18 protein-coding genes are annotated in these 23396 nt (G+C 70.7%); 10 read left to right on the top strand and 8 right to left on the bottom strand.

Annotated features, from left to right (window positions below; all coding sequences use genetic code 11):
- The gene (locus WME90_RS17040; RefSeq protein ID WP_437282191.1) at positions 1-2919 is read left to right on the top strand and encodes a biotin/lipoyl-containing protein; all 2919 of its coding nucleotides are present in this window, start codon (positions 1-3) and stop codon (positions 2917-2919) included.
- A 49-nt stretch (positions 2920-2968) separates the two neighbouring features.
- Here WME90_RS17040 and WME90_RS17035 read toward each other — a convergent pair whose 3' ends face one another.
- Complete coding sequence (locus WME90_RS17035) at positions 2969-3457, bottom strand: hemerythrin domain-containing protein (protein WP_437282190.1); 489 nt, start codon at positions 3455-3457, stop codon at positions 2969-2971.
- Positions 3458-3879: 422 nt separating this feature from the next.
- Here WME90_RS17035 and WME90_RS17030 point away from each other — a divergent pair, with 422 nt between their 5' ends.
- The 3 genes from WME90_RS17030 to WME90_RS17020 are packed head-to-tail and all read left to right on the top strand — an operon-like array spanning position 3880 to position 6566.
- Positions 3880-4482, top strand: a complete 603-nt coding sequence (locus WME90_RS17030; RefSeq protein ID WP_437282189.1) for a hypothetical protein — start codon at positions 3880-3882, stop codon at positions 4480-4482.
- Between the two features lie 27 nt (positions 4483-4509).
- Entirely contained in the window at positions 4510-5181 is a 672-nt protein-coding gene (locus WME90_RS17025) for a winged helix-turn-helix domain-containing protein (RefSeq protein WP_437282188.1), read from the top strand.
- Complete coding sequence (locus WME90_RS17020) at positions 5178-6566, top strand: sensor histidine kinase (RefSeq protein WP_437282187.1); 1389 nt, start codon at positions 5178-5180, stop codon at positions 6564-6566. Before WME90_RS17025 ends, WME90_RS17020 begins: the two co-directional genes overlap by 4 nt.
- Before the next feature lie 5 nt (positions 6567-6571).
- Here the strand turns inward: WME90_RS17020 and WME90_RS17015 are convergent, their stop codons facing one another.
- Positions 6572-12253: an AAA family ATPase gene (locus tag WME90_RS17015; protein ID WP_437282186.1), complete on the bottom strand. Its 5682-nt coding sequence runs from the start codon at positions 12251-12253 to the stop codon at positions 6572-6574.
- 245 nt (positions 12254-12498) lie between these two features.
- On the opposite strand from WME90_RS17015, the gene WME90_RS17010 reads away from it, so the two are divergent.
- The 4 genes from WME90_RS17010 (at position 12499) to WME90_RS16995 (ending at position 16453) form a co-directional block, all read left to right on the top strand.
- Positions 12499-13128, top strand: a complete 630-nt coding sequence (locus WME90_RS17010; RefSeq protein ID WP_437282185.1) for a PAS-domain containing protein — start codon at positions 12499-12501, stop codon at positions 13126-13128.
- Positions 13125-13691, top strand: a complete 567-nt coding sequence (locus tag WME90_RS17005; protein WP_437282184.1) for a hypothetical protein — start codon at positions 13125-13127, stop codon at positions 13689-13691. The genes WME90_RS17010 and WME90_RS17005 overlap by 4 nt, the downstream gene beginning before the upstream one ends.
- A gap of 190 nt (positions 13692-13881) precedes the next feature.
- Positions 13882-14802, top strand: a complete 921-nt coding sequence (locus WME90_RS17000; RefSeq protein ID WP_437282183.1) for a fibro-slime domain-containing protein — start codon at positions 13882-13884, stop codon at positions 14800-14802.
- A 130-nt stretch (positions 14803-14932) separates the two neighbouring features.
- Positions 14933-16453: a hypothetical protein gene (locus tag WME90_RS16995; RefSeq protein ID WP_437282182.1), complete on the top strand. Its 1521-nt coding sequence runs from the start codon at positions 14933-14935 to the stop codon at positions 16451-16453.
- A gap of 85 nt (positions 16454-16538) precedes the next feature.
- Here the strand turns inward: WME90_RS16995 and WME90_RS16990 are convergent, their stop codons facing one another.
- Complete coding sequence (locus WME90_RS16990; protein ID WP_437282181.1) at positions 16539-17396, bottom strand: hypothetical protein; 858 nt, start codon at positions 17394-17396, stop codon at positions 16539-16541.
- Positions 17397-17879: 483 nt separating this feature from the next.
- On the opposite strand from WME90_RS16990, the gene WME90_RS16985 reads away from it, so the two are divergent.
- A complete protein-coding gene (locus tag WME90_RS16985) occupies positions 17880-19397 on the top strand; it encodes a hypothetical protein (RefSeq protein ID WP_437282180.1) in 1518 nt (505 codons plus the stop codon).
- Between the two features lie 224 nt (positions 19398-19621).
- On the opposite strand, the gene WME90_RS16980 is transcribed toward WME90_RS16985, so the two are convergent.
- Genes WME90_RS16980 through WME90_RS16970 form a run of 3 tightly spaced genes read right to left on the bottom strand, consistent with a single transcriptional unit; the run spans position 19622 to position 21632 of the window.
- Positions 19622-19996 (bottom strand): hypothetical protein, encoded by a 375-nt coding sequence (locus tag WME90_RS16980; RefSeq protein ID WP_437282179.1) that lies wholly within the window; start codon positions 19994-19996, stop codon positions 19622-19624.
- Positions 19993-21135 carry a hypothetical protein gene (locus tag WME90_RS16975; RefSeq protein ID WP_437282178.1) on the bottom strand — a complete coding sequence of 381 codons (1143 nt, stop codon included), beginning with the start codon at positions 21133-21135 and terminating at the stop codon, positions 19993-19995. The genes WME90_RS16980 and WME90_RS16975 overlap by 4 nt, the downstream gene beginning before the upstream one ends.
- 44 nt (positions 21136-21179) lie before the next feature.
- Entirely contained in the window at positions 21180-21632 is a 453-nt protein-coding gene (locus WME90_RS16970) for a hypothetical protein (RefSeq protein WP_437282177.1), read from the bottom strand.
- Between the two features lie 256 nt (positions 21633-21888).
- Here WME90_RS16970 and WME90_RS16965 point away from each other — a divergent pair, with 256 nt between their 5' ends.
- Complete coding sequence (locus tag WME90_RS16965) at positions 21889-22380, top strand: UPF0262 family protein (RefSeq protein WP_437282176.1); 492 nt, start codon at positions 21889-21891, stop codon at positions 22378-22380.
- 74 nt (positions 22381-22454) lie between these two features.
- Here the strand turns inward: WME90_RS16965 and WME90_RS16960 are convergent, their stop codons facing one another.
- Together WME90_RS16960 and WME90_RS16955 are read right to left on the bottom strand one after the other, a co-directional pair.
- A complete protein-coding gene (locus WME90_RS16960) occupies positions 22455-22880 on the bottom strand; it encodes a hypothetical protein (RefSeq protein WP_437282175.1) in 426 nt (141 codons plus the stop codon).
- Between the two features lie 215 nt (positions 22881-23095).
- Positions 23096-23359: a hypothetical protein gene (locus tag WME90_RS16955; protein ID WP_437282174.1), complete on the bottom strand. Its 264-nt coding sequence runs from the start codon at positions 23357-23359 to the stop codon at positions 23096-23098.
- Positions 23360-23396: the final 37 nt, after the last annotated feature.

The following is a 23396-nucleotide window of genomic DNA, read 5'->3' as shown; positions in this document are numbered from 1 at the left end:
ATGGATGGATTCGAGAGCAAGCGCGGCTACGACCGCAACCCGAGGGTGGTGCGCGACCGCAGGCTCGGCCGTTCGGGCTCGGCGTGGGCGCGCTCCTTCGCCGCCGACGACGTGCGGCCGCTGATCGTCGGCCGGGGCCCCATCCGGAAAGAGGCGATGGATGTCTTCGCCCAGATGGGGATCGAGCATTACGGCATCCTCCTCTCGGAGAAGGACTCGATCGTCTACACGCACGCGCTGGCGCCGGAGCTGCGCTGCATCCACCCGGCCCACGTGCACCGGGTGAAGGACTATACCGGCGCCACAAAGGACGAGCGCGTCAAGCTGATGCAGGAGATCGTCGCGATCGCCCGGGCCGGCGGCTATACGCACGTGTTCGCGGGTTACGGCTTCATGGCCGAAGACGAGGAGTTCGTGCGCACGCTCGAGGAGGCGGGGCTCGTCTTCATCGGCCCGCGCTCATCGGTGCAGCGCGCCGCCGGGCTCAAGGACGAGGCCAAGCGGACGGCGCTCGCGACCGCGGTCAGCGTGACGCCCGGCATCGACGACGCGACCCGGCGGATCGTGCTCCGCAAATGGCCCGATCACGCGGCGCTGCGCGCGGCCGCGGCCGAGCGCGGGCTGCGCGGCCCGTCCATCGCGGGCGCGCGGCTCTCCTCCGAGGTCCCGCTCGCCGAGGCGGCGGACGCGCTGCTCGCGGCGGCGTACGCGCAGCGCGTGGACCTCTACACGACCGACGAGCTCTGCGAGGAGCTCGAGCGGGGCGCGGCCGAGCTGCTCGCCCGCCACCCGGGGCGGCGGATCCGGCTCAAGGCCATCGGCGGCGGCGGCGGCAAGGGGCAGCGGCTCCTCGCCGGCGTCGCGCCCGACGGGGCGGCCCCCGAGGCCGCGGCGCGGGCGCGCGCGGCCGAGGTGCCCGCGCTCGCGCGGGAGGTCCTCGCGGAGGTGAAGACCGCGGGCGTCGGCGACAACAAGAACATCCTGCTCGAGCTCAACGTCGAGGAGACGCGGCACAACGAGATCCAGCTGATCGGCAACGGCGCGTGGTGCGTCGCGCTGGGCGGGCGCGACTGCTCGCTGCAGATGCACGAGCAGAAGCTGCTCGAGGTGGCGATGACGCAGGAGGGGCTGCTCGAGGCGATCGAGCGGGCGCGCGCGGCCGGCGAGGAGCCCAGGGCGGCGTCGCTCGAGCGCGAGCTCGCCTCGCTCGCCCGGATGGAGGCCGAGGCGGAGCGGTTCGGGCAGGCGGTCGGGCTGAACTCGGCCTCGACGTTCGAGTGCATCGTCGAGGGGGATCATCACTACTTCATGGAGGTCAACACCCGGATCCAGGTCGAGCACCGGGTGTCGGAGCTCTGTTATGCCCTCCGCTTCGAGAACCCGGACGATCCGGCCGACGCGTTCGAGGTGACCTCGCTCATCGAGTGCATGGTCCTGCTCGCGCGCCACGGGGAGCGGCTGCCCCGGCCGATCCGCGTCCGGCGGGAGGGATCGGCGGTGGAGGCGCGCCTCAACGCGACGAACGGCGCGCTGGAGCCCCACGCGGCCGGCGTCATCGTGTCCTGGAGCGATCCGCACCCGCACGAGATCCGCGACGATCAGGGCATCTGCGTGAAGAACCCCGACACGGGGGTGTTCATGCACTACCGGGTCGCCGGCGCCTACGACAGCAACATCGCGCTCCTCGTGACCTACGGCGCCTCGCGCGAGGAGGCCTACGTGCGGCTCTGCGAGATCCTGCGCACGACCACGCTGCGCGGCAACGACCTGCACACGAACCTCCTGTTTCACTATGGGCTCGTGCACTGGTTCCTCGCGCGGAGCGTGTGGACGAAGCCGACGACGCGCTTCGTGGTCCCGTACCTCACGCAGGTCGGCCTGCTCGCGGTGGAGCTCGGCGGGCTCGATTTCGACGCGATGTGGGCCGAGCTAGGCGCCCGCCACGAGCGCCGCCTCGCGGCGCGGGCCGGGGCCGCCGACGCGACGGGTGGAGGAGCGCTGAAGAAGGTCTTTGCGCTGAAGGACACGCTGGTGCGCCGTCCCGTGGAGAAGATCTGCGCGGAGCCGCACCTCCTGTCGGCGTGGCTCAGCCGGAACATGGGGTCGTTCGAGATCCGGTCGGGGCGGGTGCGCTGGCTCAAGAACCCGGTCGAGGTGCTCGCGGACACGTACTGGCTGCTCAACATGACGCCGGAGCCGCGCGCCCCTGCGGCCCATGTGATCTGGGATCACGACCAGGAGCTGCTCTCGCGGGCGCTCGGCTTCTACCGCCGCGTCGGCGAGCGGATGGGCCAGGCGGGCAGCACACCGCCGTGGCCTGAGCTGAGCGCGCACCTGTCCCAGGACACCGCGCCCCCTGGCTACGACGCCGAGCTCTGGCGGAGGGTTCGCGGCTCCCACCTCGGCTTCCAGGCGGGGCTGGAGCTCCTCGACGCGCTGGTCCTCGCGGGGGACGCCGCGCGCTTCTTCGAGCTCCACGCGCGGGACGACGGCACGGTCGCCATCCCCGAGCGCCTGCTCGACGGCGAGCTCTCGGCCCGCATGCGCAAGGTCCTCGCGCCGCCGCCCGCCATGCGGGCCAACGAGATCGTCGCGGTCACAGGCGGCATGTTCTACGCGCAGGAGGCGCCGGACCGGCCCCCCTTCGTGACGAAGGGCAGCCATTTCGCCGCCGGCGATCCGCTCTACGTGATCGAGGTCATGAAGATGTTCAACAAGGTGCTCGCGCCGTGCTCCGGCACCATCGAGGAGGTGCTGATCGACGGCGGCGAGGGCACCATCGTGCAGAAGGGGCAGCCGCTCTTCCGCGTGAAGCCCGATGACGTGCTGGTGGAGGAGGACTCGGGCGAGCGCGCGCGCCGCCGGCGCGAGCAGACGCTGCGGTACGTCGACGCGATGTTCGACGCCGAGGGCCCCTGACGCCGCGCGTGGGCTGAGGCGCCGCGGCCCGGACGCCGCCTCGGCTCCGTCAGGGAGCCCGAGGCCCCGCCCCCGCCGCTCCGGACCCGTGAGCGGCGCGCTTCACGGCGTCGCGCGCCGCGGCGAGCCGATCGAGCAGGCGCGCCACGGCCGGCGCGGGAAGCTCCCGGTCAGCCCACGGATACAGCCCTGCCTCCTCGTGGGCGGCGTGCTGCCGCAGCGCCTGGACGAACGCCTCCACCCGCTCTTCCCGCAACGTGTGGAGCTCGATGGCCACCCCCATCTCCGCGAGCAGCTTGCGGATGCCGAGGTGCTCGGCGCGAACGGTGCCCGCCTCCTCCGGGTCGAAGCGGTCGAGCACCGGCAGGAGCACCGCCTCCTCCGCCTCCATGTGCGCCGTGAGGTCGCGCTCGAACGCGCCCCACATCTCGCGCGCCGCCTCTGTATCGCCGGCATGCATCCGGTTGAGCAGGCCCTCGAACACCTCGTCCAGCCGCTGATGATCCCGGTGCAGCGCGTCGTACAGTCCCTTCTTCATGATGTCCTCCCGTCCAGGGACCGAGCATGAGACGTACCAGCGCAGAGCCCCGTCGGCAGCGCGGCGCTGCGCGGCAGGAGGCGCAAACGCCGCGCGTCGACGCAACGCGCCCGGCGCTCGACGTCCGGGTCGACATGGGGCGGCACAGGGGATCGCGACGAGCAGGGGAGCGTGTTCGTGGTCCGCGGAAGCTGGCTCCGGGGAGACTCGATATGTTCCTGCTCGGCGGCCCGGAGAGGCCGCGTCCATCGCACATGGCGAGGACGGGGGCCACGGTAAGCTTGCGGGCGGGCCGTCGGCGCGCGCCCCGCGCGGAGGGTGCAGGAGGCGTGGGCGCAGCGTTCTCATGAAATTCTCATGATCGCCAGAGGTCCGGTCCAGGTTCCGGGAAGACGCTGAGGGCTGAACCGAGCGAGGTCCTCATGAACGCAGCGCATCTTCACCTCATCATCAACCACCTCCCCATCGTCGGCTTCGCCATCGCGGCGGTGCTCCTGATCCTGGCGTTCTTCCATCCCGCCGAGCGCGGCGCCTTGCGGTCCGCGGTGCTCGTGCTGGTGCTCTCGGCCGCCGGAGCCGCCGCCGCTTACGTGAGCGGCGAGCCGGCCGAGGAGGTCATCGAGCGCCTGCCGGGCACCTCCGAGCAGGCCATGGAGGTCCACGAGGAGCGGGCCGGCGTGGCGACCGCGCTCGCGGGCCTGACCGCGCTCGCGGGGATCGCGGCGCTGCTGCTCGCCGAGCGCCGCCGGACGGCGCCCGACGCGCCGGCGGCGCTCGCCCTCGCCGGCGCGCCCGAACGCCGGAGGACGGCGTCCAGCGCGCCGGTCGCGATCACCCTCGGAGGCGCGATCCTGACCAGCGGCGCCATGGCCTGGACCGGCGCCGCGGGCGGCGAGATCCGGCACCCAGAGGCGCGCGGCGGCGCCCTGGCCGCCGAGCCTGCCCGAGGCCAGAGTGCACCGGCCAGCGAGGCGACGCCTGCCGGCGGCGCGGATCGAGGCGAACGGGACGAGGACGACGACTGAGCCCCGGATCGAGCACGGCGGAGACCCATGCGCATCCTGGTCATCGAAGACGAGCGCAAGATCGCGGGCTTCCTGCGCCGCGGCCTCACCGAGGAGGGGCACCAGGTGCACGTGGAGGAGGACCTCGCGGGCGCCCGCCGCGCGCTCGCCCAGGGCGACTACGACCTCCTCCTCGTCGACCGCGCCTTGCCCGACGGTGACGGCCTGGACCTCATCCGCGAGCTCCGCCGCAGCGGCGCCGCCACCCCGGCGATCTGCCTCACCGCGCGCGATCGGGTGGGCGAGCGCGTGGAGGGCCTCCACGGCGGCGCGGACGACTACCTCCCCAAGCCGTTCTCGTTCGAGGAGCTGCTGGCGCGCATCGCCGCCGTATCGCGCCGCGCCGGGCGCAGCGAGCGCGTCGAGGTGGCCGACCTGCTGATCGATCTCGCGGCCCACCGGGTCGAGCGCGCCGGGCGGGAGATCCACCTCACGGCGAAGGAGTTCGCGCTGCTGCGCGCGCTCGCGGAGAGCGCCGGCCGGGTGCTCAGCCGCACCCGCCTGCTGGAGCGCGTCTGGGACGTGGGGCACGACCCTGGCACCAACGTCGTCGACGTGGCCGTCAGCGCGCTGCGGGCCAAGGTGGATCGCGGCTTCGCGCGCCCGCTGATCCACACGGTGCGGGGCGTCGGTTATGTCCTCGAGGAGCGGCCGCGGTGAGCCGCTCGCTGGCCGATGCGCTCGTCGCGGGCGCGGTCACCGTGGTGCTCGGCGCGCTCGCGGGCGTCGGCGTCGGCACCGCCGCGTTGCTGCACGAGGCCGAGGTGCGCGCGCTCGACCGGGCGCTGCTCGCCGCGGCCCACGAGCACGCCCACCCGGAGGCCCCTGGCGCGTGGGAGGTGGAGCACAGCCGCTCACCGGCGTCGGTGTGGGTCTCGCGTCAGAGCGACCCGCGCGTCCCGGCGGCTCTGGCGCGGGAAGCGCTCGCCGCCGAGCGCCCGACCGCGGGCGACGTCGGCGATCTCCGCCTCCTGGTCCTGCCGGCCGAGGTCGAGGCCGAGCGCGACGGACATGGCGACCACGTGCTCATCGCCGCCGCTGCCCCGCGCGTCACCCTCGCGCGCAGCGTCGGCCCCTTCGCCGCCATCTACGGCGCGCTCGCCGCCGCCGCCGCGCTGACCGCGGCGCTGCTGCTCCGGCGCACGGTGGGCCGCGCGCTCGCGCCGCTCGATCGCGCGTGCGTCGAGGCCGCGCGCGTGACCGCGCTCGCGGGCGGCGACCGCCTCACCGAGGAGGGCCCGTCAGAGCTCCGCGCCCTGCTCGCCGCCGTGAACGCGCTGCTCGACCGCCTGGACGCCGCGCACCGCGCCCAGGTCCGCTTCACCGCCGACGCGGCCCACGAGCTGCGCACCCCGGTGACGGCGATGCTGGGCGAGATCGACGTGGCGCTGCGCCGGTCCCGCGGGGCCGAGGAGTACCGCGAGGTGCTCGAGTCCGTGCGCGAGGAGGTGGATCGCCTGCGGGGCCTCGTGGAGGGCCTGCTCGCGCTGGCCCGGGTCGACGCGGGCCAGGTCGAGCAGGGCCTCGAGCCGGCCGGCGCCGTCGCGCTGGCGGAAGAGGCCGCGGCCCGCGAGCGGCCGGGGCTGGTCCGCGCGGGCTGCGCCCTCGAGCTCGATGTGCAGGGCGACGCCGATCTGCGCGTGCACCCGGCGCTCGTGGAGGCGGCGATCGCGAATCTCCTCCGCAACGCGGCCGCCTACGCCGCGGGCGCGCCAGTGACCCTGCGGGTCGCGCCCGAGCCCGACCGGGTGGTCTTCCAGGTCGACGATCGAGGCCCCGGCGTGCCGCCCGGCGAGCGCGACGCGGTGTTCGATCGCTTCACGCGCACCGGCGAGGGGCGGCGCCGCAACCGCGCCGGCCTCGGCCTCGGCCTGCCGCTCGCGCGCGAGGTGGCGCGCCGCCACGGCGGCGAGTGCTGGATCGAGGCCGCGCCCGGCGGCGGCTGCCGCGCGGTGCTCACGCTGCGCCGCCCCGCGGCGGGCCTCGGGGCGCCCGCGCCGTCGGAGACCGCGCCTGTTGCCTTTGGGCCAGGACCGCGGCCATAGCCTGCTCACGCCGCGGGGAGCAGGAGCACAGGCCCTGCGCAAGGGAGCTCGACGATGAAGGTGGCTCCGGCGCCGGGCTGGCAGTTGCACCGGATCGAGCCGCCGTGGTCCTCCACGATCTTGCGGCTGATGTACAGGCCGAGGCCCAGCCCGCCGTAGTGCCGCTCCGAGACGGCGCGCTCGAAGCGCTCGAAGATGCGGCCGCACTGCGCCGGATCGATGCCGATGCCGTGATCCCGGACCGCGAGCCGGGCCACGCCGTTCTCGACGCCGACGACGATCTCGATGGGCTTGCCGGCGCCGAACTTGATCGCGTTGCCGAGGAGGTTGGTGACGACCTGGTCGAGGCGGGACCGATCCCAGCACCCCACGACCGGCCCATCGACGCGGATCGAGATCGAGCAGCGTGCCCTCGCCAGATCGGCCTCGAAGCGCGCAGCCACCGCGCGGACGAGGGCCCCGAGGTCGACGTCGCTGAGCTCCAGCGCACGCGGCCTCGACTCGATGCGCGAGACGTCGAGCAGATCGTTGATGAGCCGGGTCAGCCGGGTGGTCTGCCGCGAGAGGCGCTCGAGCCGCTGATCCATGACCTGCGGATCCACGGGGCGCCCCGCGCCTACCGCGCGGCGAAGGGACTGCACCAGGAGCGTGAGCGAGGTCAGCGGCGTATTCAGCTCGTGGGACGCGACGGAGAGGAACTCGCTGCGGGCGCGAACGGCCTCCTGGGAGGCGCGGTAGAGCCGGGCGTTGTCGATCGCCATCGCCGCGCGATGCGCGACCTCCTGCGCCAGCTCGAGGTCGGCGCGCCCGTAGCGGCGCCCCGGCGTGCACGAGGAGAGCGTGAGCGCCCCGAGCCTCTGCCCGCGCACCACGAGCGGCACCGAGAGCCGGGTCCGCGTGCCGAGCTCCCGGAGCAGCCGAAAGTGCTCGTCGTCAACGCACATCGTTCGCAGGCTCTCGTCGGGCAGCTCGGGCATGAGGAGCGGCTCGCCGGTGCGGAGGACCGTGATCGACGGGTGGGGTGAGCCCCAGCGCGGCGGATACCGGAGCTGAAGCTCCTCGAGGACAGGCGCCTTCTCACGGTCTCTGTGCGCGCCGGCCAGGCGGCGGAGCTCTCCGTCTTCAACGATATCGATCGAGCACCAGTCGGCCAGGGTCTGGACGCAGAACTCGCCGAGGCGGGCGAAGGTCACCTCGTAGTCGAGCGATTCCGACAGGACGACGCCGGCCTCGGCGAGGAACGCGGATCGGCGCTCGGCCTCCTCAGCCGCCGTCCTCGCCGTCCGCTCCTTGGCGAGTAGCCGCGCGTTCTCCAGCGAGATCGCCGCTTGCGTGGCGAGCAGCTCCAGGGCGGCGAGCCGATCGGGGGTGAAGGCGCCGGCGAGGAGGTTGTTCTCGAGGTAAAGCAGCCCGACCACCTCGGCCTGCCTGAGGATCGGCATGCAGAGGACCGACCTGGGCCGGCTCCGAGCGAAGTAGCCGTCGCTCGCGAACTTGCGCGCGTGGGCGGCGGCGTCGCTCAGGATGACCGACTCCTTGGTCCGGTTCGCGTAGTGGATGAGCGACGCGGGGACGCGCAGCGAGCCGTCCAGCGGCTCCGAGCCGAGGACGGTCGTCGTCGCCCCGCGCTCGCCGAGGCTCGCCTCCGCCTCGATCGAGAGGCCCCGGTCCTGGCACAGGAGGAGACAGGCCCTCTCCGCCCCGCCCTGCTCGAGCACGATCCGGAGCAGCGTGCGCAGGAGCTCGTCGAGCACGATCTCACCGGAGATGGTCTGCGAGGCCTTGGTCACCGAGGAGAGGTCGAGCTGATCGGAGTCCACCGCGACGGTGGCGGTGGGCGGGGGAGACCGCCGCTCGACGAGGTGGGGATTCTGCCGGTCGAGCTGCCTCACCTTGCCGCGGGCGCCCCAGCGGGCGTAACAGGCACGGGCATTGCGGAGGTACAGATCGGCGAACTCCACGAGCCCTCGCGCTCGGTAGAACCGGGCCGCGACCTCGTAGGCCACGGCTTCGTTCTGCACGAAGCCATTGTCGCGCGCCGAGCGGATGGCCTCCTCGAAGAGGCGCTCGGCGTCGAGAGGGCGGCCCTCGATCCGGGCCACCTCGGCCTGGACGAGGGCGTAACGGTCCTGGAAGTTCTCCGCGCAGTGCTCTGCCCAGAAGCACAATTTCCGCAATTGCACCTCGAGCAGCTCTGCGAATTGGCGTTGTTCCACGGCAGGCGCATCTGCGTGCATCGCCGTCAGCGTGAGCGCGTAGTAGAAGTGGTGCGTCGCCTCGTTCGCCAGGGCCATCACTTCGCGCAGCATCGGCGCGGCGAGGGCCGCGGCCTGCCGCGCCTCGGCATATCGTCCATCGATGAACGCCGCGACTTGCTTCATGATGTGAAAGAAGGCGACCCCGATCCCGAAGCCAGCCCTCTCCATCGCGACGACACACTCCACCTCGTCATAGGCATCGTCGCTGAAGCTCGTGGGCGCTCGCGTCGCCCCCTTCAGGCTCGCTGCGAACTGCTCCTCGGTCCGGAGGAGGCGGCGCGCCAGGTCGTGGTGGCTCTTCTCGGCCAACGACGCGTACTTCCGCGCAGCCTCGACGACATGCTCGATCGAGCCGCCGCTCTCCACGACGAGCCACACCAAGTTGAAGGAAGTATAACCAGCAAAAACAAAATCACCGACATCGAAGCAATCAGCATAAGCCTGCTCCATCATGGGCAGGAGCGTCGCGAAACGCGTGCGCCAGACGCAGACGAGGGCCGCGTGGTGAAAGAGCAGCCGCCCCTTCAGCGCCAGGCCGCCGAACCTCTCATTCAGCCTGAGCGCCATCTCGGAGAATTGACACCCCCATGAGATGTTGCCGTACCTCGACACCAGCAGGGCGGCATAACAACTGTAGACGAAACCGGACTCTTCGCAGTTTCCATACTGCAAGGAGAAGCTCAATGCCTTGGCGATGACCAGGGGCCAGTACGCCGGTCGCGTGCTGTACGTCGGAGCCATCGCCTCGACGAGCAATCCGATGATGGCCCGCACGCGCTCGTCCGTGGTCGCCGGTGCGAGCGCGAGATCGGCGATGGCGCGCCCGCGCAGGAGGATGGGGACCCTCTGGAGCTCGGCCTCCACCGCGGCCGGGATCTCGTCTTCGGACTCCGGGAAGGTTACCCCGAAGAGGCGCACCGCCTCGAGCATGGTGCTCACGGCGTCACCGAGCCGCCCGGCGATCTGATAGAGGCGCAGACGGAGCCGATGGGCCTTGGCGCGGTCGAGAGGGGAACGGGCGCGCGCGAGGATCAGGTCGAACAGATCGTCGGACCGCTGGAAGTCACCGATGAGGCACTCGCATTCGGCGAGCTCCAGGTGGATCGCGAACGCCTCCTCGTACTGCGTGCTCCAGGCGTCCTCGGGCAAGAGGGATGAAGCCTCGGCGAGGTAGCTCTGCGCAGACGCATAGGCGATCGCGGCTTTCGCCTTCGTCCCTGCCAGGAAGTCGAGGCGGCAGAGCGCCTCCTTTTCGCGCGGATCGGTGATGAGATGGGCGCCGCGGTTCCACTGGTTCGCGACGTCGAAGATCCGCTCCGCGATCGCATCCTCGGGCAACCGCGACGCGAGGAGCCGGCCGATCCGGAGGTGCTCTGCGGCCCGCTGCTCCTCCGGCACCAGCGAGTAGGCCGCTTCCTGGACCCGGTCGTGGAGGAACTTGCACGCGCCGTCCAGGTCGAGGACCAGCCCCGCCCGGATGGCCTCCCAGAGGTCCGCCCGCGTGCCCTCTTCCGGGCCGCCGTGGACCATCGCGAGGAGCGCGATGTCCGCGGTGTTCCCCAGACATGCGAGCTGCTTCAACGCCTCCTGCGTCGCCGGGGGCAGCCTCCGGAGCTTTGCGACCATCAGGTCGACCACGTTGTCCGTGAGGCCTTTCTCGCGGATCCTCGCGACGTCCCACCGGAACCGGTCACTCCGATCGTCGCGCTCGATCAGGCGCTCTTCGGCGAGCGCGGTGAGGAACTGGATAGCAAAGAAGGGATTGCCCGCCGTCTTGTCCTGGATCAGCTCGGTAAGCGGCGCGGCGTCCTCGACGGGGCAGCGGAGGGCCTCGCCGACGAACGTGGCGAGCGCTGCGGGCGGGATGGGACCGAGCACGATGTCCGAGACGCGAGCGCCCGCCTGCCGCACCTCGGAGAGGCTCCGCATGAGCGGGTGAGAGACGGACACTTCGTTATCGCGGTACGCGCCGATGACGAGGACGTCCCGCACCTCCGCATGGGTCAAGATCTCCTGGAGCAGCCCGAGGCTGGCCGAGTCGGCCCACTGCAGGTCGTCGAGGAACAGCGCGAGGGGGCGCTCGTGGCGGGCGAACACCCCGATGAAGCGCTGGAACACCATCCGGAACCGGTTCTGCGCTTCGAGCGGCGGCAGCTCCGGGGCCGGCGGTGGCCGCCCGATGGCGAGCGCGACCTCCGGGATCACGTCGACGATGAGCTGAGCGTTGATTCCGAAGGCGTCGAGGAGCAGCTGCCTCCACGCGGCGATCTGCTCCTCGCTCTCGGCGAGGATCCAGCGCACGAGCTCCCGAAAGGCCTGAACGAGCGTGGCATAGGGGATGTCGCGCTTGTACTGGTCGAACTTCCCCGAGATGAAGAAGCCCCCCTCCCCGACGACCGGTGCCTCGAGCTCGTGGACGAGCCCGCTCTTTCCGATGCCGGCGTACCCGGAGACGAGCACGAGCTCCGGTGTGCCCGTCGCCACCACGCGGCCGAACGCCTCCTTCAGGACGGCAATCTCCGCGTCCCGCCCGTACAGCTTCTGGGGGATCTGGAGCTGATCGGACATGTCGTGCTCCCCCGGTGTGAACGGCTCGATCGTCCCGCTCTGGGTCCACTCGGCGAGGCGGCTCTCCAGATCGCGCCGGAGGCCGCGAGCGCTCTGATAGCGGTCCTCGGGCGTCTTGGAGAGGAGCTTCAAGACGATCTGCGCGACGGCCTCGGGCACCTCGGGGGCGACCTCCGACGCGCTGGGCGGGGAGTGGGCGACGTGACAGTGGACCCACTCCACGGGATCGTTCGCCTCAAAAGGGAGCCTCCCGGTGAGCATCTGAAAGAAGGTGACGCCGAGCGAGTAGAGATCGGCGCGGCTGTCGATCGCCCGGTTGGTCCGCCCGGTCTGCTCCGGCGCGAGATAGGGCAGCGAGCCCTCGATGAGGCGCGCCGGCTGCGTGTGCCGGTGCTCGCGGGGGAGACGGGAGGCGAGGCCGAAGTCGGTGATCTTCACCTCGCCGCTCGCGGGGCTCACGAGGATGTTCTGGGGCTTCAGGTCCTTGTGGATGATGTCCTTGCCGTGGATCTCCGCGACCGCGCCGGCGATGCGGATGGCCACCGGGAGGAACCGATCCATGGGCATCGGCTCGCCGAGCAGGCTGTCGAGGGAGTCAGCGCCCTCGTCCTCGAGGACGAGGGCGGGCATCCCTTGGTACGTCTCGAGGGCAAGCGGCCGGACGACGGCGGGGGTGTCGAACAGCGTTCCGAGCTCGTACTCGCGCCTGAGCTGCTCGAGCTCCTTCGGTCCGCTGCGCCGCGGGTCGAGCACCTTGAGGATGACCGAGCGGCCATCGGCGTCCCTCCGCGCGCGATGAACGACCGCCCTCCCCCCGCCGGAGAGCGTCTCAAGGATCGTGTACTGGGTGGCTGGAGTCATGGGTGAGGACCTGAGGGGGCGAAGCTCCACGTCGCTCGGGGCCCACGCGGGCCCATGGCCGCGGTTGCCGGCCCCCTGAACTCCTCTCCAGCGTGGCGGCCCGGTCGGGCGGGGCCATCCGCAAGGCGGTCCGCGCGAAAATCGAGCGGGTCGGGCTGCTGCATGTAGAAGGCGATTGTACTCTTCAATGCCGCTGCGGAGGGCAACAAAAATGGAGATGCCAGCCGGCCTCACGCAGCTGCACGGTGATCGTGCTGGCGCTCAAAGCGACGCTCGAATCGGCGACGGGCGGGATACTGGCCGTCGATCTCGATCGGCGCATCGTGATCTCCAACCGCCAGTTTGCGGAAATTGTTCTCATTCCGGACGAGGTCCTGGCCCGCCGGCGCGACGTGTACGCATTGGATTTCGTGCACGACATGATGCGAGGTCCCAATGGGTTTCGGAGCAGGATCGAAGCCATCTACGCTCCCCCGGACGCCACCAGCTTTGATGTCTTCGAGCTCAAGGACGGGCGGATCATCGAGTGCCACTCGCTGCCCCAGTACCTGGCCGGGGCCGTGCTCGGGCAGGTCTGGAGCCATCGCGACGTGACGGCGCGAGTGCGCGCGGAGCAGCAGCGCGACCGGCTCCTCGTGGAGGACAGGCGGGCGCGCGCGCTCGGCGCTGCTCGGATGCAACCGTCAGATCCGGCGCCTCGCAGCCCTCGTCGCGCGAGACGAGGGGCCGCCCCCCGGGGGCCACCTCGGCCCGGTCAAGGAACCCGAAGCCGCGGCTCGCGCCCGGCCGAGCCCGGGGCGGCCCGCCCAGGGCTCTGGCCCACCCTTGAGATATGCGGTACCTTCATTTCTGAGGGCGCTCGCGCGATGGGATGACCGACGAACCCAAGGTCAAGGGGGTGGCGTTTCGCTCCGCGTACGTGAGCTTTGGCAAGCTACGCGGCGAGCCCCTTCAGAAGCGCAGCCTGGATGAGATGTGCGAGCCGCTGCGCCATGGCATCCGCTACGGCAGCATCGTCTCCACCGGCTGGTACCCGATCGCTTGGTACAAGGACCTCTTCCAGGCCATCCGGCGCACCAGCGGCGAAGGCAAAGACCTCATCCACCAGATCGGCCGCCAGTGCACCCAGGACGACATGAGCGGCATCTACAAGGTCATCGCGGGCCTCATCGCCCCTTCCACCCTCTTCTCGCTGAGCCAGCGCGTCTTCTCCAGCTACTACTCCGTCGGCCACGTCCGGGTCCTCGAATCCCGCCGCGGCTTCACCCACGCTCTCTGGATCGGCTGCCAGGGCTTCGATGAGAACATGTGGACCGAGGTCATCGGCTCGTGCGAGCAGCTCCTCGAGATCGGCGGCGCGAGCCACGTCCGCCGACGGATCATCGCCGGCGGCGGCGATCACGACGAGCACCTCGAGTTGACCGCACACTGGAGCTGAGCCCCCGTGGAGTGAACCGGACGCGCGGAGGCGTTTCTCAAGAGGCATGCGTCGAGCCCCTATGCCGCGCGGGCGCGCCGCCTGAGCGGCAGCGCACCGCCAGGGAGCGCTCCTTGAACGAGGGGCTCGTGTGAGTTTGCTTGAAGGACCGGCGAGCTCGGCGGCATCCATGCGGTAGGAGACGATCTCGATGAAGCTAGCTCAGCCCACGGCGGCCTCCCGCGCCGACGCCCCCCGATTTCTGGCCGTCCTCCTCTCGACGGGCACGGCGCTCGCGGGGTGCACCCCCGACATCGCCATCATCGGTCGCGACCTCGGCGCCACGACCTCGTCGTCGTCCGGCTCGTCCACGTCCACGTCCACGTCCACGTCCACGTCCACCGCCGGCGGCGATGACCCCGGCACCCTCGATCCCGGCGCCGGCGGCGGCTCCGCCCAAAGCACCGCCGGCGCTGGCGGGCACGAGCGTTGCGAGCCGCAGCTCGCGGGGGTGGTGCGCGACTTCAAGGCCTATTACTCCGAGGGCGGGCACCCCGACTTCGAGTACTTCGCGGGCGACGGCCTGAAAGGCATCGTCAAGCCCGAGCTCGGCCCCGACGACAAGCCGGTCTATGCCCATGAGGGCGGCACGGATCACACGACCGGGCCCGAGGCGTTTTATCAGTGGTATCACGACGACCCTTCGGTCAACGTACGGATTCCCTACGTCGTCCCTCTCGAGGTGAGCGAGCGCGGCCTCGGGCACTTCTGGGGAGAGCAGTTCTTCCCCATCGACGATCAGGGGTGGGGCAACGAGGGGCGGGAGCACAACTTCGGCTTCACGTACGAGCTCCACATGACGTTCGAGTACCAGCCCGGCGGCGTCTTCTGGTTCGTCGGTGACGACGATCTCTGGGTGTTCATCAACAGGCGACTCGCGATCGACTTGGGCGGGCTCCACTCCCCGAAGCCGGCGCAGGTCGATCTCGACGCGAGCGCCGAGGAGCTCGGCATCGAGGTCGGCAAGGAGTATCCGCTCGACTTCTTCTACGCGGAGCGCCGCGGCGGAAGCGCGACGTTCTTGATATCGACGTCGTTCAAGTTCACGAACTGCGACCCGATCCTGAGGTAGCGCCGACAGCGCGCCGCGCGCCACCTCGTCTCCATCGACCGTCGTCTCGCGGTCTCCCTCGCCTGCTTGCGCTGCTCAGGGCTTGACCTCGCAGCCGACCCTCCGGCAGACTCCCGCGCCTCGAGCACCTATGCCGCACAAATTCTGCGTCGCCGCGCCGTTCGCGCTGGCGTTCGCCTCGCTCCTCCAGGCCGGGGCCGCCCGCGCGTCGGGCGCGCTCGAGCTGACCGGCGCTCCGACGAGCGCCAACGGGCTGAACGCACGGGCGCTCGCGCGGGGACCGGAGGCCGCGTTCTTCAACCCGGCGCTCCTGCCGTACGCGGCAGCGACGACGCAAGCGGGCTTCTTCGTGCTCGTCACGCACGGCGACATCACCCTCGCCCCGCGCCCTCCTGGCGTCGACGTGCCCGAGTCGGTGTACGACGGCCAGATCCGGAATCCGGACGGCTCGACCTCTCGGCTCACCCACCGGCCCATGCCGGGGTCGAAGCTCGCGACCCCGCGGGCTGACACGCGCGACCGGGAGATCGTCCCGTATGCGACCCTCGGGCTCGTGAGGCCGCTCTACCAGGACCGCCTCGTCCTGGGCTTCTACGCCCTGCTCCCGCTCAGGAGCTTCCAGGAGCAGCAGGCCTTCTTCCCCGACGAGCGCGCGCAGTACTTCTCGAATCGGCTGGAGTTCGAGATGCTGGGAGATCGCTTGTCGGTCACCAGCCTGGCTGTATCGATGGCTGGCCGAATCACCCGCTGGCTATCCGTCGGGGCGGGCGTCGACGTCACGATCGGCACCAGCGCGCGGACCGCCGTCCACGTGCCCGACGCGAGCGACCAGCGGACCGCCCTGATAAACCCCGACGTGGAGGTCGAGAGCGTCTTCGCTCCTTACTTCGCCTTCGCCACCAGCCCGACACCCTGGCTGCGCCTCTCGGCCACGCTCCACCTTGCCTCGGCGTCGGACACCGACGGCGAGAACAGGATCCGCTTCTGGAACTACCCCTATCCGGAGGGCGAGAGCTCGGTCCCCCAGGCCTATCGCTTGACGCTCGACCACCAGCCGACGCGCGTCGGCGTCGGGGCCTCGGTCATGGGCCCGCCGAGCGAGGATCGAGCGGGCGGGCGCGCCGCGCGCTCGAAGAGCCCGGCGCTGCCCGCCTGGGAGATCGGCGCGCAAGCGCTCCTGACGCGGTGGTCGGAGTACCGCGATCGGCACGCCGAGACCCCGCCAGACCCGTGGTCGAGCACGTTGTCCGTGGGGCTCGGCGGCGCGGTCGCGCTGGGGGGCCGCAGGTTCTCCGCCGACGTCGCCTTCACGCCGTCTCCCGTGCCGGACCAGACGGGCAGGACCAACTACGTCGACAACCCGCGCCTCGCGCTCAGCGCGTCGTTCGAGACGCCGGTGTCGCTCTTCGGCGCCGACTTCGGCGTGGGAGTGTTCCTGCACGGCCAGCTGCTCGTAGCGCGGGAGGTGTCGAAGAGCCCGTCCGCCAGGAACCCCGTGTTCGATGAGGTCCCCGACAACCTGGTCGACATCGTGAGCGGCGAGCCGATCGACGGCGCCGGTGGGCTGCAGACGAACAACCCGGGTTATCCCGGCTTCTCCAGCGGCGGGTGGCTGGCCGGCGCCGGCTTCGTCCTGCAGCTGCCTGAGTGAGCAGCGCAGCGAAGCCGGCGTCCTCCTGACCGGAGTCCCGGGGGCGATCGGGTCACGCGGGGCGCCCCGACCGCCGGGAGGGGCATTACTGGAAGAGCGTGTCGGCCCTTTCCTTGATCCAGGCGCAGTCCGCGGCGTCAGGGACACGGACCATCACGAAGGTGCTGTTGCACTCCTCCGGATCGGGATACGTCCTCGAGCCAACCATGGTCGCCTTGAGGCTCGGAGGATCCGTTTCGAGCACGCTCTGCTCCGACGCGAACCCGAGTCGCCCCTCGATGCGATCGGTCGCGACCGCCACGCCGTCGAGCTCGGTCCGCGCCCGCTCGGCCACGTACACCGACCCGTCGATGAGCCCCTGGAGCTGAACCGTCATCCCCGGGTGTCCATCCTCGTCCTGATCGACGACGCGGGCGTCCGCCGGATCCGCCGGCAGATCGTCCTGCGCCGAGTCGTCGAGCGCGGCGCCGACCACCTCGTAGAGGGGCCCGAGCTTGTAGCGGAGTCCCCCTTCGCTCGCCGCAAACGTGCCCTCGCGCGCCACCGGGGCGAGCGCCTCGCGGAAGCTGTCCGGGATGACGGCGTGCACGATCGCGTCCGGGTCCTCGGTGTAATGGTCGCAATACGTGCCCTGCAAGGAAATGGCGTCTCCAGTCTGCTGCTGCGTGATGAGCATCACGCTGACGATGCGCGTCTGGAACGGCGGGAGCCCCTGTGCCTGGGTGAGCTGCGACCCGACGGCCCGGTACGCCCACGTGCCGGAGACATCGGTGACGTCCGGCGCCGCGGTCTGAGCGCAGCCCGGCGATTGCCCGCCCGCACCTCCCGTCCCCCCGGAGCCCGTGCTCGTCGTCGTCGCGGCCGCGTCATCATCGTCAGCAGGATCCGATCCGCAACCCAGGAGAGGCAAGGCAAGCAATCCAGCGAACAGTATGTACCTCATTCAACGCTCCATGCATCACCGGCCCGCGAGTCGACGCGGCCCTGAGCATGGCCGCGTCCGGTCGTCCATGGCCGGCGCGTCTGCGTTCGGACGACCGGTGCGGTTGTTAGCATGAGCGTACGCGCTGGACAGAAACCCACGCCCGACGGTTCGGCACCGCAGGTGCCCTCCGGCTCGGCTGACCGCTGAGCTCCCCGACGAGCGAAGGCTCGCCGCGCGGCGGTCGTTCGCGACCGATGACGCGCGCCGACATCGATGGTGCCGAGGCGGATTGCTCGATCAATCTCCGTGTCAGTAGAAAAATTCGATATGACGCGCCATCGACGCGGCGCTCGCTCCTCATACTAACGGCGAGCGGCTCATGCACCGCGTGAATCGGCAGCCGTCGTGATCATTCCGGCGCGTTGCGGGAATCTCTTCGTTTAAACCATGATAAAATCATCGAAGTTACGCTGTCTTGGGATTTTTTCTACATCATCGCCAATGACACTCGGTGCGCTGTTCTTGCTGAGCGCGCTCCAGTGTGTCGCCTGCAGCGGTGACGACGGGGGAGGCGCTGGCGGCGCGGGGGACGAGTCGACCGCGGACAACAGCAGCAGCAGCGGTAGCAGCACGACGGGGAGCACCACAGCCGGCACGGGAGGCAGCGGGCCGTCAACGACGAGCAGCGGCGACCCGTCCACCTCCTCCAGCACGGCCTCCTCGTCCACAGGGGCTGTCACCGGTGGCGGCGACTCGACGGGCACGGGCGATACACACCCGAAGGACCATTGCGTGGACGGGTACGATCCCCATCCCAGCGACGCGGCCATGAAAGACGGGCCGACGGAGTACACAAAGAACGGCCAGATCGATCTCACGGTTCAGCCGGAAGTCATCTCCTGGATGGAGGAGAACGAATGGCAAGCCGCCCACTTCGAGTGGCACAGCATCCGGCGCTGCCGTGGCGGGCAGAGCATGAGCCGGGTCAATATCTGCAGCTCGGCGGTCACGGTCCCGTCGGATCAGGAGTGCAAGACCACGGGCGACGGCTACCAGTTCCTCGCCATGCACCGGCACATGATCCAGTCGTTGAAGCAGCTCTGGCCGAAGCACTCGGAGCAGTTCGAGGGCTTCAAGAAGTTCCCCACGACGGCGGAGGAGGTGCCCCAGCAGTGGAGGTCGGACTTCAGGGCCTGGAGCGCCACGACGCTCGCCAACGCGAAGATTGGCGATGAGATCGACAAGCCGGAGAACCTGAGCCGCTTCCCGGACGAAGGCGCGCTCGGCATGTGGCTCCAGTGCTTCGCCGGTCAAGCCATCCCCGGGGCCAGCGTGCAGGCCAGCGGCCTGCACGGGGATCTCCACTTCAAGTGGGTACGCTCCAACAACACCGACCACGGCCTCGGCAATCAGTTCACGAACATCGACAATTACATGTTCTGGAAGCTGCACGGCTGGATCGACAATGTCTGGGAGAAGTACCGTGTCGCCAAGGGCTTGACGCCCACCGACCAGAAGCTGAAGGACGCAGTAGCGGCCCAGTGCTACGAGATGGACGCGATCGCTCAGGTCATCAACCCTGACTTGAAGCCGGATGAGCCGGGAGAGCCCCTGCCCACGGAGTCCGGCGTGTTCCACACCACGGTCCGCCCGATCTTCGAGAGCGCGATCCACAAGTGCAGCGGCTGCCACGCCGCGCCGTCGACAGGTCCGCAAGCAGGTCTGTCGCTCGGCGGCGACATCAGCTCCACGGACATCGTCGCGGGCCTCGTCAACAAGGCGTCCAAGGGCGGTGGGCAGTTCAAGCTGGTGGTGCCGGGAAATCCGGACCAGAGCTGGCTCTACCTCAAGGTCGCAGGGACGGCCGCGCAAGCAGGGTGCAGGGCGGCCGCCGGCGCCACCTGCCAGACGGGCGTCATGCCGCAGGCCGCGGACGGCAAGCCGAGCGTGACGAGCGCTGAGCTGGCGGCCCTCCGCAGCTGGATCCAGAGCGGCGCGCCCGCGCCGACGAAGGAGTAGGCTCGCCCGGAGCCACCTCACCCGCGGGCGGCGCGCCCCTGCGACCGCCGCCCCGTCTTCGCTTCGCGACCTCTCCGGTCTTCCGATCCAGCTTCGGCTCCCTCACCACCTCCGGCTGGGCGCACACGATCTACGGAGTCGAGCCGTGCACATCGGCCTCGATCCGCTCCTCCAGGTTCTTCGCAAGGTGTCCGCCGGCGCGGGAGCGGCGCTCCGCGACCGGCTCACACCCAGCCGGTCGTGGCTCGCAAGAGCAGCCCCAGCCCGAGCGACGCGCCGTTCGCGAGCGCCGAGGCCGCGATGGCGCGCAGGGTAGGCAGATCGCGCAGCGCGAGCCGGTAGACGCCGAGCTCGAGCAGCACCGCCCAGAGCTCCGACAGGGCGAGCCGCGCCGTGGCGCCGATCGCGAGCGCGGGAAAGATGAACCACACCGCCGGGTGGCTCGCGATGTTGGCGACGGCGACGAGCGCGGCGCGGCGGCCTCGTGACCGCTCCGCCGCGCCGAGCAGCGGCGAGGCGACGGCGAGCTCGATGAGCAGCGTACACGCGAACGCGCGCGCCCAGGCAGACACCAGCGGATCGGTGAAGACGCGGCTCATGGCGCGGCCGGCTGCGCGGCGATCTCGGGCCCGCCGCGCTCCTCCGCGAGCGAGAGCCCGGCCCGCTCCTGGCGCGCTCGCGCGGCGCGCCGGCCGACGTCGCCGCGGACATAGAAGTAGGCGAGCAACGCGAGCTCCAGGTACCCGTGGAAGGAGGCGAGCGAGAGCACCACGTTGCGCGTGCCGAGCGCGCTGTGCAGGGCGCCGAGCAGCACCAGGACGGCCAGGACGGCCACGGCGGCGAGCCCTGCGTCCCCGAAGTCGCGCCGGAGCGAGCGCGCGGACATGCGGAAGGTGGTTGTCCGCTGGCCAGGGTGATCTTCCTGAGGGATGAGCAGCAGCCAGATCGCGTAATGCACGGACTGCAGGAACGCATAACATGCGGTGAGCGCCACCGCGGAGCGGGTCGGCAGCCCGGGAGCGAGCCAGTCGCTCGCCAGGAAGAGGTGCAGCCCGAAGGCGTCCAGCCACCCGGCGCGCAGCGTGAGCGAGGTCATCGCCCCGCTCGCGAGGAGCGCGGTCCCGGCCAGCACGAGCCCGAGCGGCCAGGCGACCGCCCGCACCCCGCGGCGGAAGAGCATGAGCCATAACGCGAGCGCGACCAGGTTGTGCGTATGCGCAAGGACGAGCCGGAAGCCGCGCGGAGCAGCGAGCGCCACCGCGGACAGCGCCACGACGGCGGCGGCGGCGAGCGCGACGCGCCGCCACGCGCGCGACGCGAGCGCGCCGGCGACGACCGCGGCGCCGAGCCAGGCGGCGAGCAATGTGTGCTCGGCGCGGAGCAGCGCCGCGGCCGAGCCGAACAGCTCCTGGGCGCCCCGCACCGCCACGAGCGCGGCGCAGGCCGTCCAGACGAGGCCGCGCCACCACGACGGCAGCCCGCGCCGCAGCACGAGGTAGCGCACGTCGGCCGCGACGTGCAGGACGCCGAGCAGGACGGGCCCGAGCACGAGCAGCGCGGTGGGCGCAAAGACCGCCATGGCGAAGGCGCCGAGCGCGTTCGCCGCGGCGAGGGCGGCTATCCTGCGATCGGGGCGCGCCACGATCGCGATCGCGAGCTCGCTCCGGCGGAGCAGGCCGAAGAGGCGCCGTCGCGCGCCGTCGAGCGGCGCGATGCCGCGCTCGATCAGGCGGGCCACGCTCGCAGGCCGAGGACCGAGCGCACGCACGGCCGAGGCTCGGCTCAGCGGCGCCGGCGGGCGGCCACGAGCGCCGCGGCGCCGCAGAGCAGCATCAGCCCGGCCATCGCGCCGCCCGAGGCGGCGCTGCTCATGGCGCAGCCGCCGTCGTCCGACGACGCCTTGTCCGCATCCGCGCTGCCGGCCGACGTCGCGCCTGCGCCCGTGGTCGACGTCGCGCCTGCGCCCGTGGTCGACGTCGCGGCCCCTCCCGAGGGAGCGCACCGATTGCAGTCGTATTCGACCGTGGTGATGCCGCCGTCCGCGTCCGGCAGCGCTCGCTGGCACTTCTGCGTCGTGCAGGTGCCAGGCTGGTTGGCCTCGGGACCTGCGTTGTTACAGCTCGACCCCGGCGTGTTGCAGCCGTCGGGCGGCGCGATGTCCGCGCGCGCTGGAGCGGCGAGCAGCGGCGCCGCGAGCAAGGTGGCGACCGCCACAAGGCACGAGAGCTTCATCATCCCGCCACTCTGTGCGTTTCCCGGAAAAACTGCAAGAGCGGAACATCCGAGCCACGCCCATCCCTTGCCATGCCGTCGCCGAGCGCGTCCAGAGGTTCTGCGGAATCGTGCAGGGCGTTCGGCAGCTCCGATGGAGATCGCGTCCCTGACCGAACGTGGAGAATGCTTATATTGTGGAGTTTTGCGATCCCCTGCGGTGGCCGGCCATGAAGCCGTTACAACCGTGAGGTGGGGCGCTACAATGAGCCCAGCCCGTATGCCCGTCCATACCATCCGAATCGAAGAGCGCCTCTGGTTCAGCTCGTCGCCGCTCCGAAGGCAGGAGTGGCTCACGATCACGGCCGATATCGTCTCCGGCGAGCCGCCCTGGCCCTCGCGCGAGCCCTGCACCCTCATCGCCGGCTGCGACGACAGACACCTCCACTTCGCCTTCACAGGAAGCTCCCGCTCGGAGGACGCCATCGTCCTCGCGCGGCCGGACATCGCGCCGCTCGTGGGCGAGTACGCGGGCCTCATCCAAAAGCTCTCCGGGGGCGACCTCCATCCAACCCACATCGAGGCCATCGATATGGCCAAGCGCGTCGTCCACGACGCCGGCGCAAGGCGGATCGGCGCCCTCCTCCCCGACCTGAGCCCGAGCTTTCAGACGCGCCGCCGCTTCTTCTCGCTCGTCGTCTCGCTCACCGTCGACACGACGCAGCTCAGCCCGCTCCCGGCGCATCACCATCATTCAAAGCACGCGCGATAGCGGGCGTCACGCCTCGCAGGGAAGAATGGTCCATCGACCCGGGGCAGGTCCCGCGATTGGGGCTCGACGCCGTCCTATTCCCCCGCGCGCTCGGGCTTCGCCTGCGGCGGCGCCTCTCCTTCGGGCTCTGCCGCGGGCGACGGGGTCATCCGATCCGGCGGCTCCCGGACGCAGGTCTCTCTTCCCTCCACCAGCTTGCAGCGATAGTCGGCCGGACACTTGCCCCCGCACGGCAGCGCCTCGCACATCCCCGTCGCGGCGTTGCACGCCATGCCGGTCGGGCAGCTGGCGTAGCAGGTACCAAAGGCCTCGCGATTGACGGCCGTCGACGTGACCGCGCCGGCGAGCGTCGCCGCCGCGCCAGCGTAATCGTTGCTCGAGGTGTTGGGCGACTTGGTCTGGATCCCCGCCACCCCAGGCAAGAACTCGGGCGGAGCGTGCCGCGACGGCCGGCAACCGAGTACGCCGAACACCCCGATCCACAAGATCACGCGCTTCATGGGCGCCGCGATTGAACCATCGCGGTACCCTCGAAGCAAGGCGCCCCGATCGGTTCCCGCTCGAGAAGTCAAGGGGCGCGCGCAGTTGTATTCAAGAACACATCCGTCGAGGCGCGTTCGGGTGGCCGGCGTGAGCTGACGCAGGCGTCGTGGCGTGCTCCGCAATGCGGATCCTCAGGGCGATCTGCGCGCGCGATGGCGAGCTCAGGAGGCCGTCAGATGCACGGCGGAGCGCCCCAGAACCCGACGCACCAGCCGCAGCCCTGGGTGATGCAGCCGGTGCTGCACTTGTAGTGACACGTCTGCACGAAGGCGGTGCACGACGTCCCGATCAAGTAACACCCGTTCGGCGTCGCAGGAGTCCCCCGATCGGCCGGGGTCACGCCGTGCATCCGCCGCAGCGTGTCTGCGTCAGGCGGGCTCGATCCCATGAAGCGTGAAGACGACGGCGCATATGAAGGTGACTCGGGTAGGCGCATGACGTGTTCCTTTCTGAGCTATCGACTCGTTCGACGA

The sequence above is a fragment of the Sorangium sp. So ce375 genome (assembly GCF_051473855.1).
Classification (GTDB): Bacteria; Myxococcota_A; Polyangia; order Polyangiales; family Polyangiaceae; genus Sorangium.
This window is presented reverse-complemented; position numbering and strand designations above follow the sequence as displayed.

Excerpts from the sequence above, each read along its gene's own strand:
- WME90_RS16985 (WP_437282180.1), top strand. The coding sequence starts at position 17,880 with ATGACACTCGGTGCGCTGTTCTTGCTGAGCGCGCTCCAGTGTGTCGCC.
- WME90_RS16995 (WP_437282182.1), top strand. The coding sequence starts at position 14,933 with ATGCCGCACAAATTCTGCGTCGCCGCGCCGTTCGCGCTGGCGTTCGCC.
- WME90_RS16990 (WP_437282181.1), bottom strand. The coding sequence starts at position 17,396 with ATGAGGTACATACTGTTCGCTGGATTGCTTGCCTTGCCTCTCCTGGGT.
- WME90_RS17005 (WP_437282184.1), top strand. The coding sequence starts at position 13,125 with ATGACCGACGAACCCAAGGTCAAGGGGGTGGCGTTTCGCTCCGCGTAC.
- WME90_RS16955 (WP_437282174.1), bottom strand. The coding sequence starts at position 23,359 with ATGCGCCTACCCGAGTCACCTTCATATGCGCCGTCGTCTTCACGCTTC.
- WME90_RS17035 (WP_437282190.1), bottom strand. The coding sequence starts at position 3,457 with ATGAAGAAGGGACTGTACGACGCGCTGCACCGGGATCATCAGCGGCTG.
- WME90_RS16980 (WP_437282179.1), bottom strand. The coding sequence starts at position 19,996 with ATGAGCCGCGTCTTCACCGATCCGCTGGTGTCTGCCTGGGCGCGCGCG.
- WME90_RS17030 (WP_437282189.1), top strand. The coding sequence starts at position 3,880 with ATGAACGCAGCGCATCTTCACCTCATCATCAACCACCTCCCCATCGTC.
- WME90_RS17025 (WP_437282188.1), top strand. The coding sequence starts at position 4,510 with ATGCGCATCCTGGTCATCGAAGACGAGCGCAAGATCGCGGGCTTCCTG.
- WME90_RS16960 (WP_437282175.1), bottom strand. The coding sequence starts at position 22,880 with ATGAAGCGCGTGATCTTGTGGATCGGGGTGTTCGGCGTACTCGGTTGC.
- WME90_RS16965 (WP_437282176.1), top strand. The coding sequence starts at position 21,889 with ATGCCCGTCCATACCATCCGAATCGAAGAGCGCCTCTGGTTCAGCTCG.
- WME90_RS17040 (WP_437282191.1), top strand. The coding sequence starts at position 1 with ATGGATGGATTCGAGAGCAAGCGCGGCTACGACCGCAACCCGAGGGTG.
- WME90_RS16970 (WP_437282177.1), bottom strand. The coding sequence starts at position 21,632 with ATGATGAAGCTCTCGTGCCTTGTGGCGGTCGCCACCTTGCTCGCGGCG.
- WME90_RS17015 (WP_437282186.1), bottom strand. The coding sequence starts at position 12,253 with ATGACTCCAGCCACCCAGTACACGATCCTTGAGACGCTCTCCGGCGGG.
- WME90_RS17000 (WP_437282183.1), top strand. The coding sequence starts at position 13,882 with ATGAAGCTAGCTCAGCCCACGGCGGCCTCCCGCGCCGACGCCCCCCGA.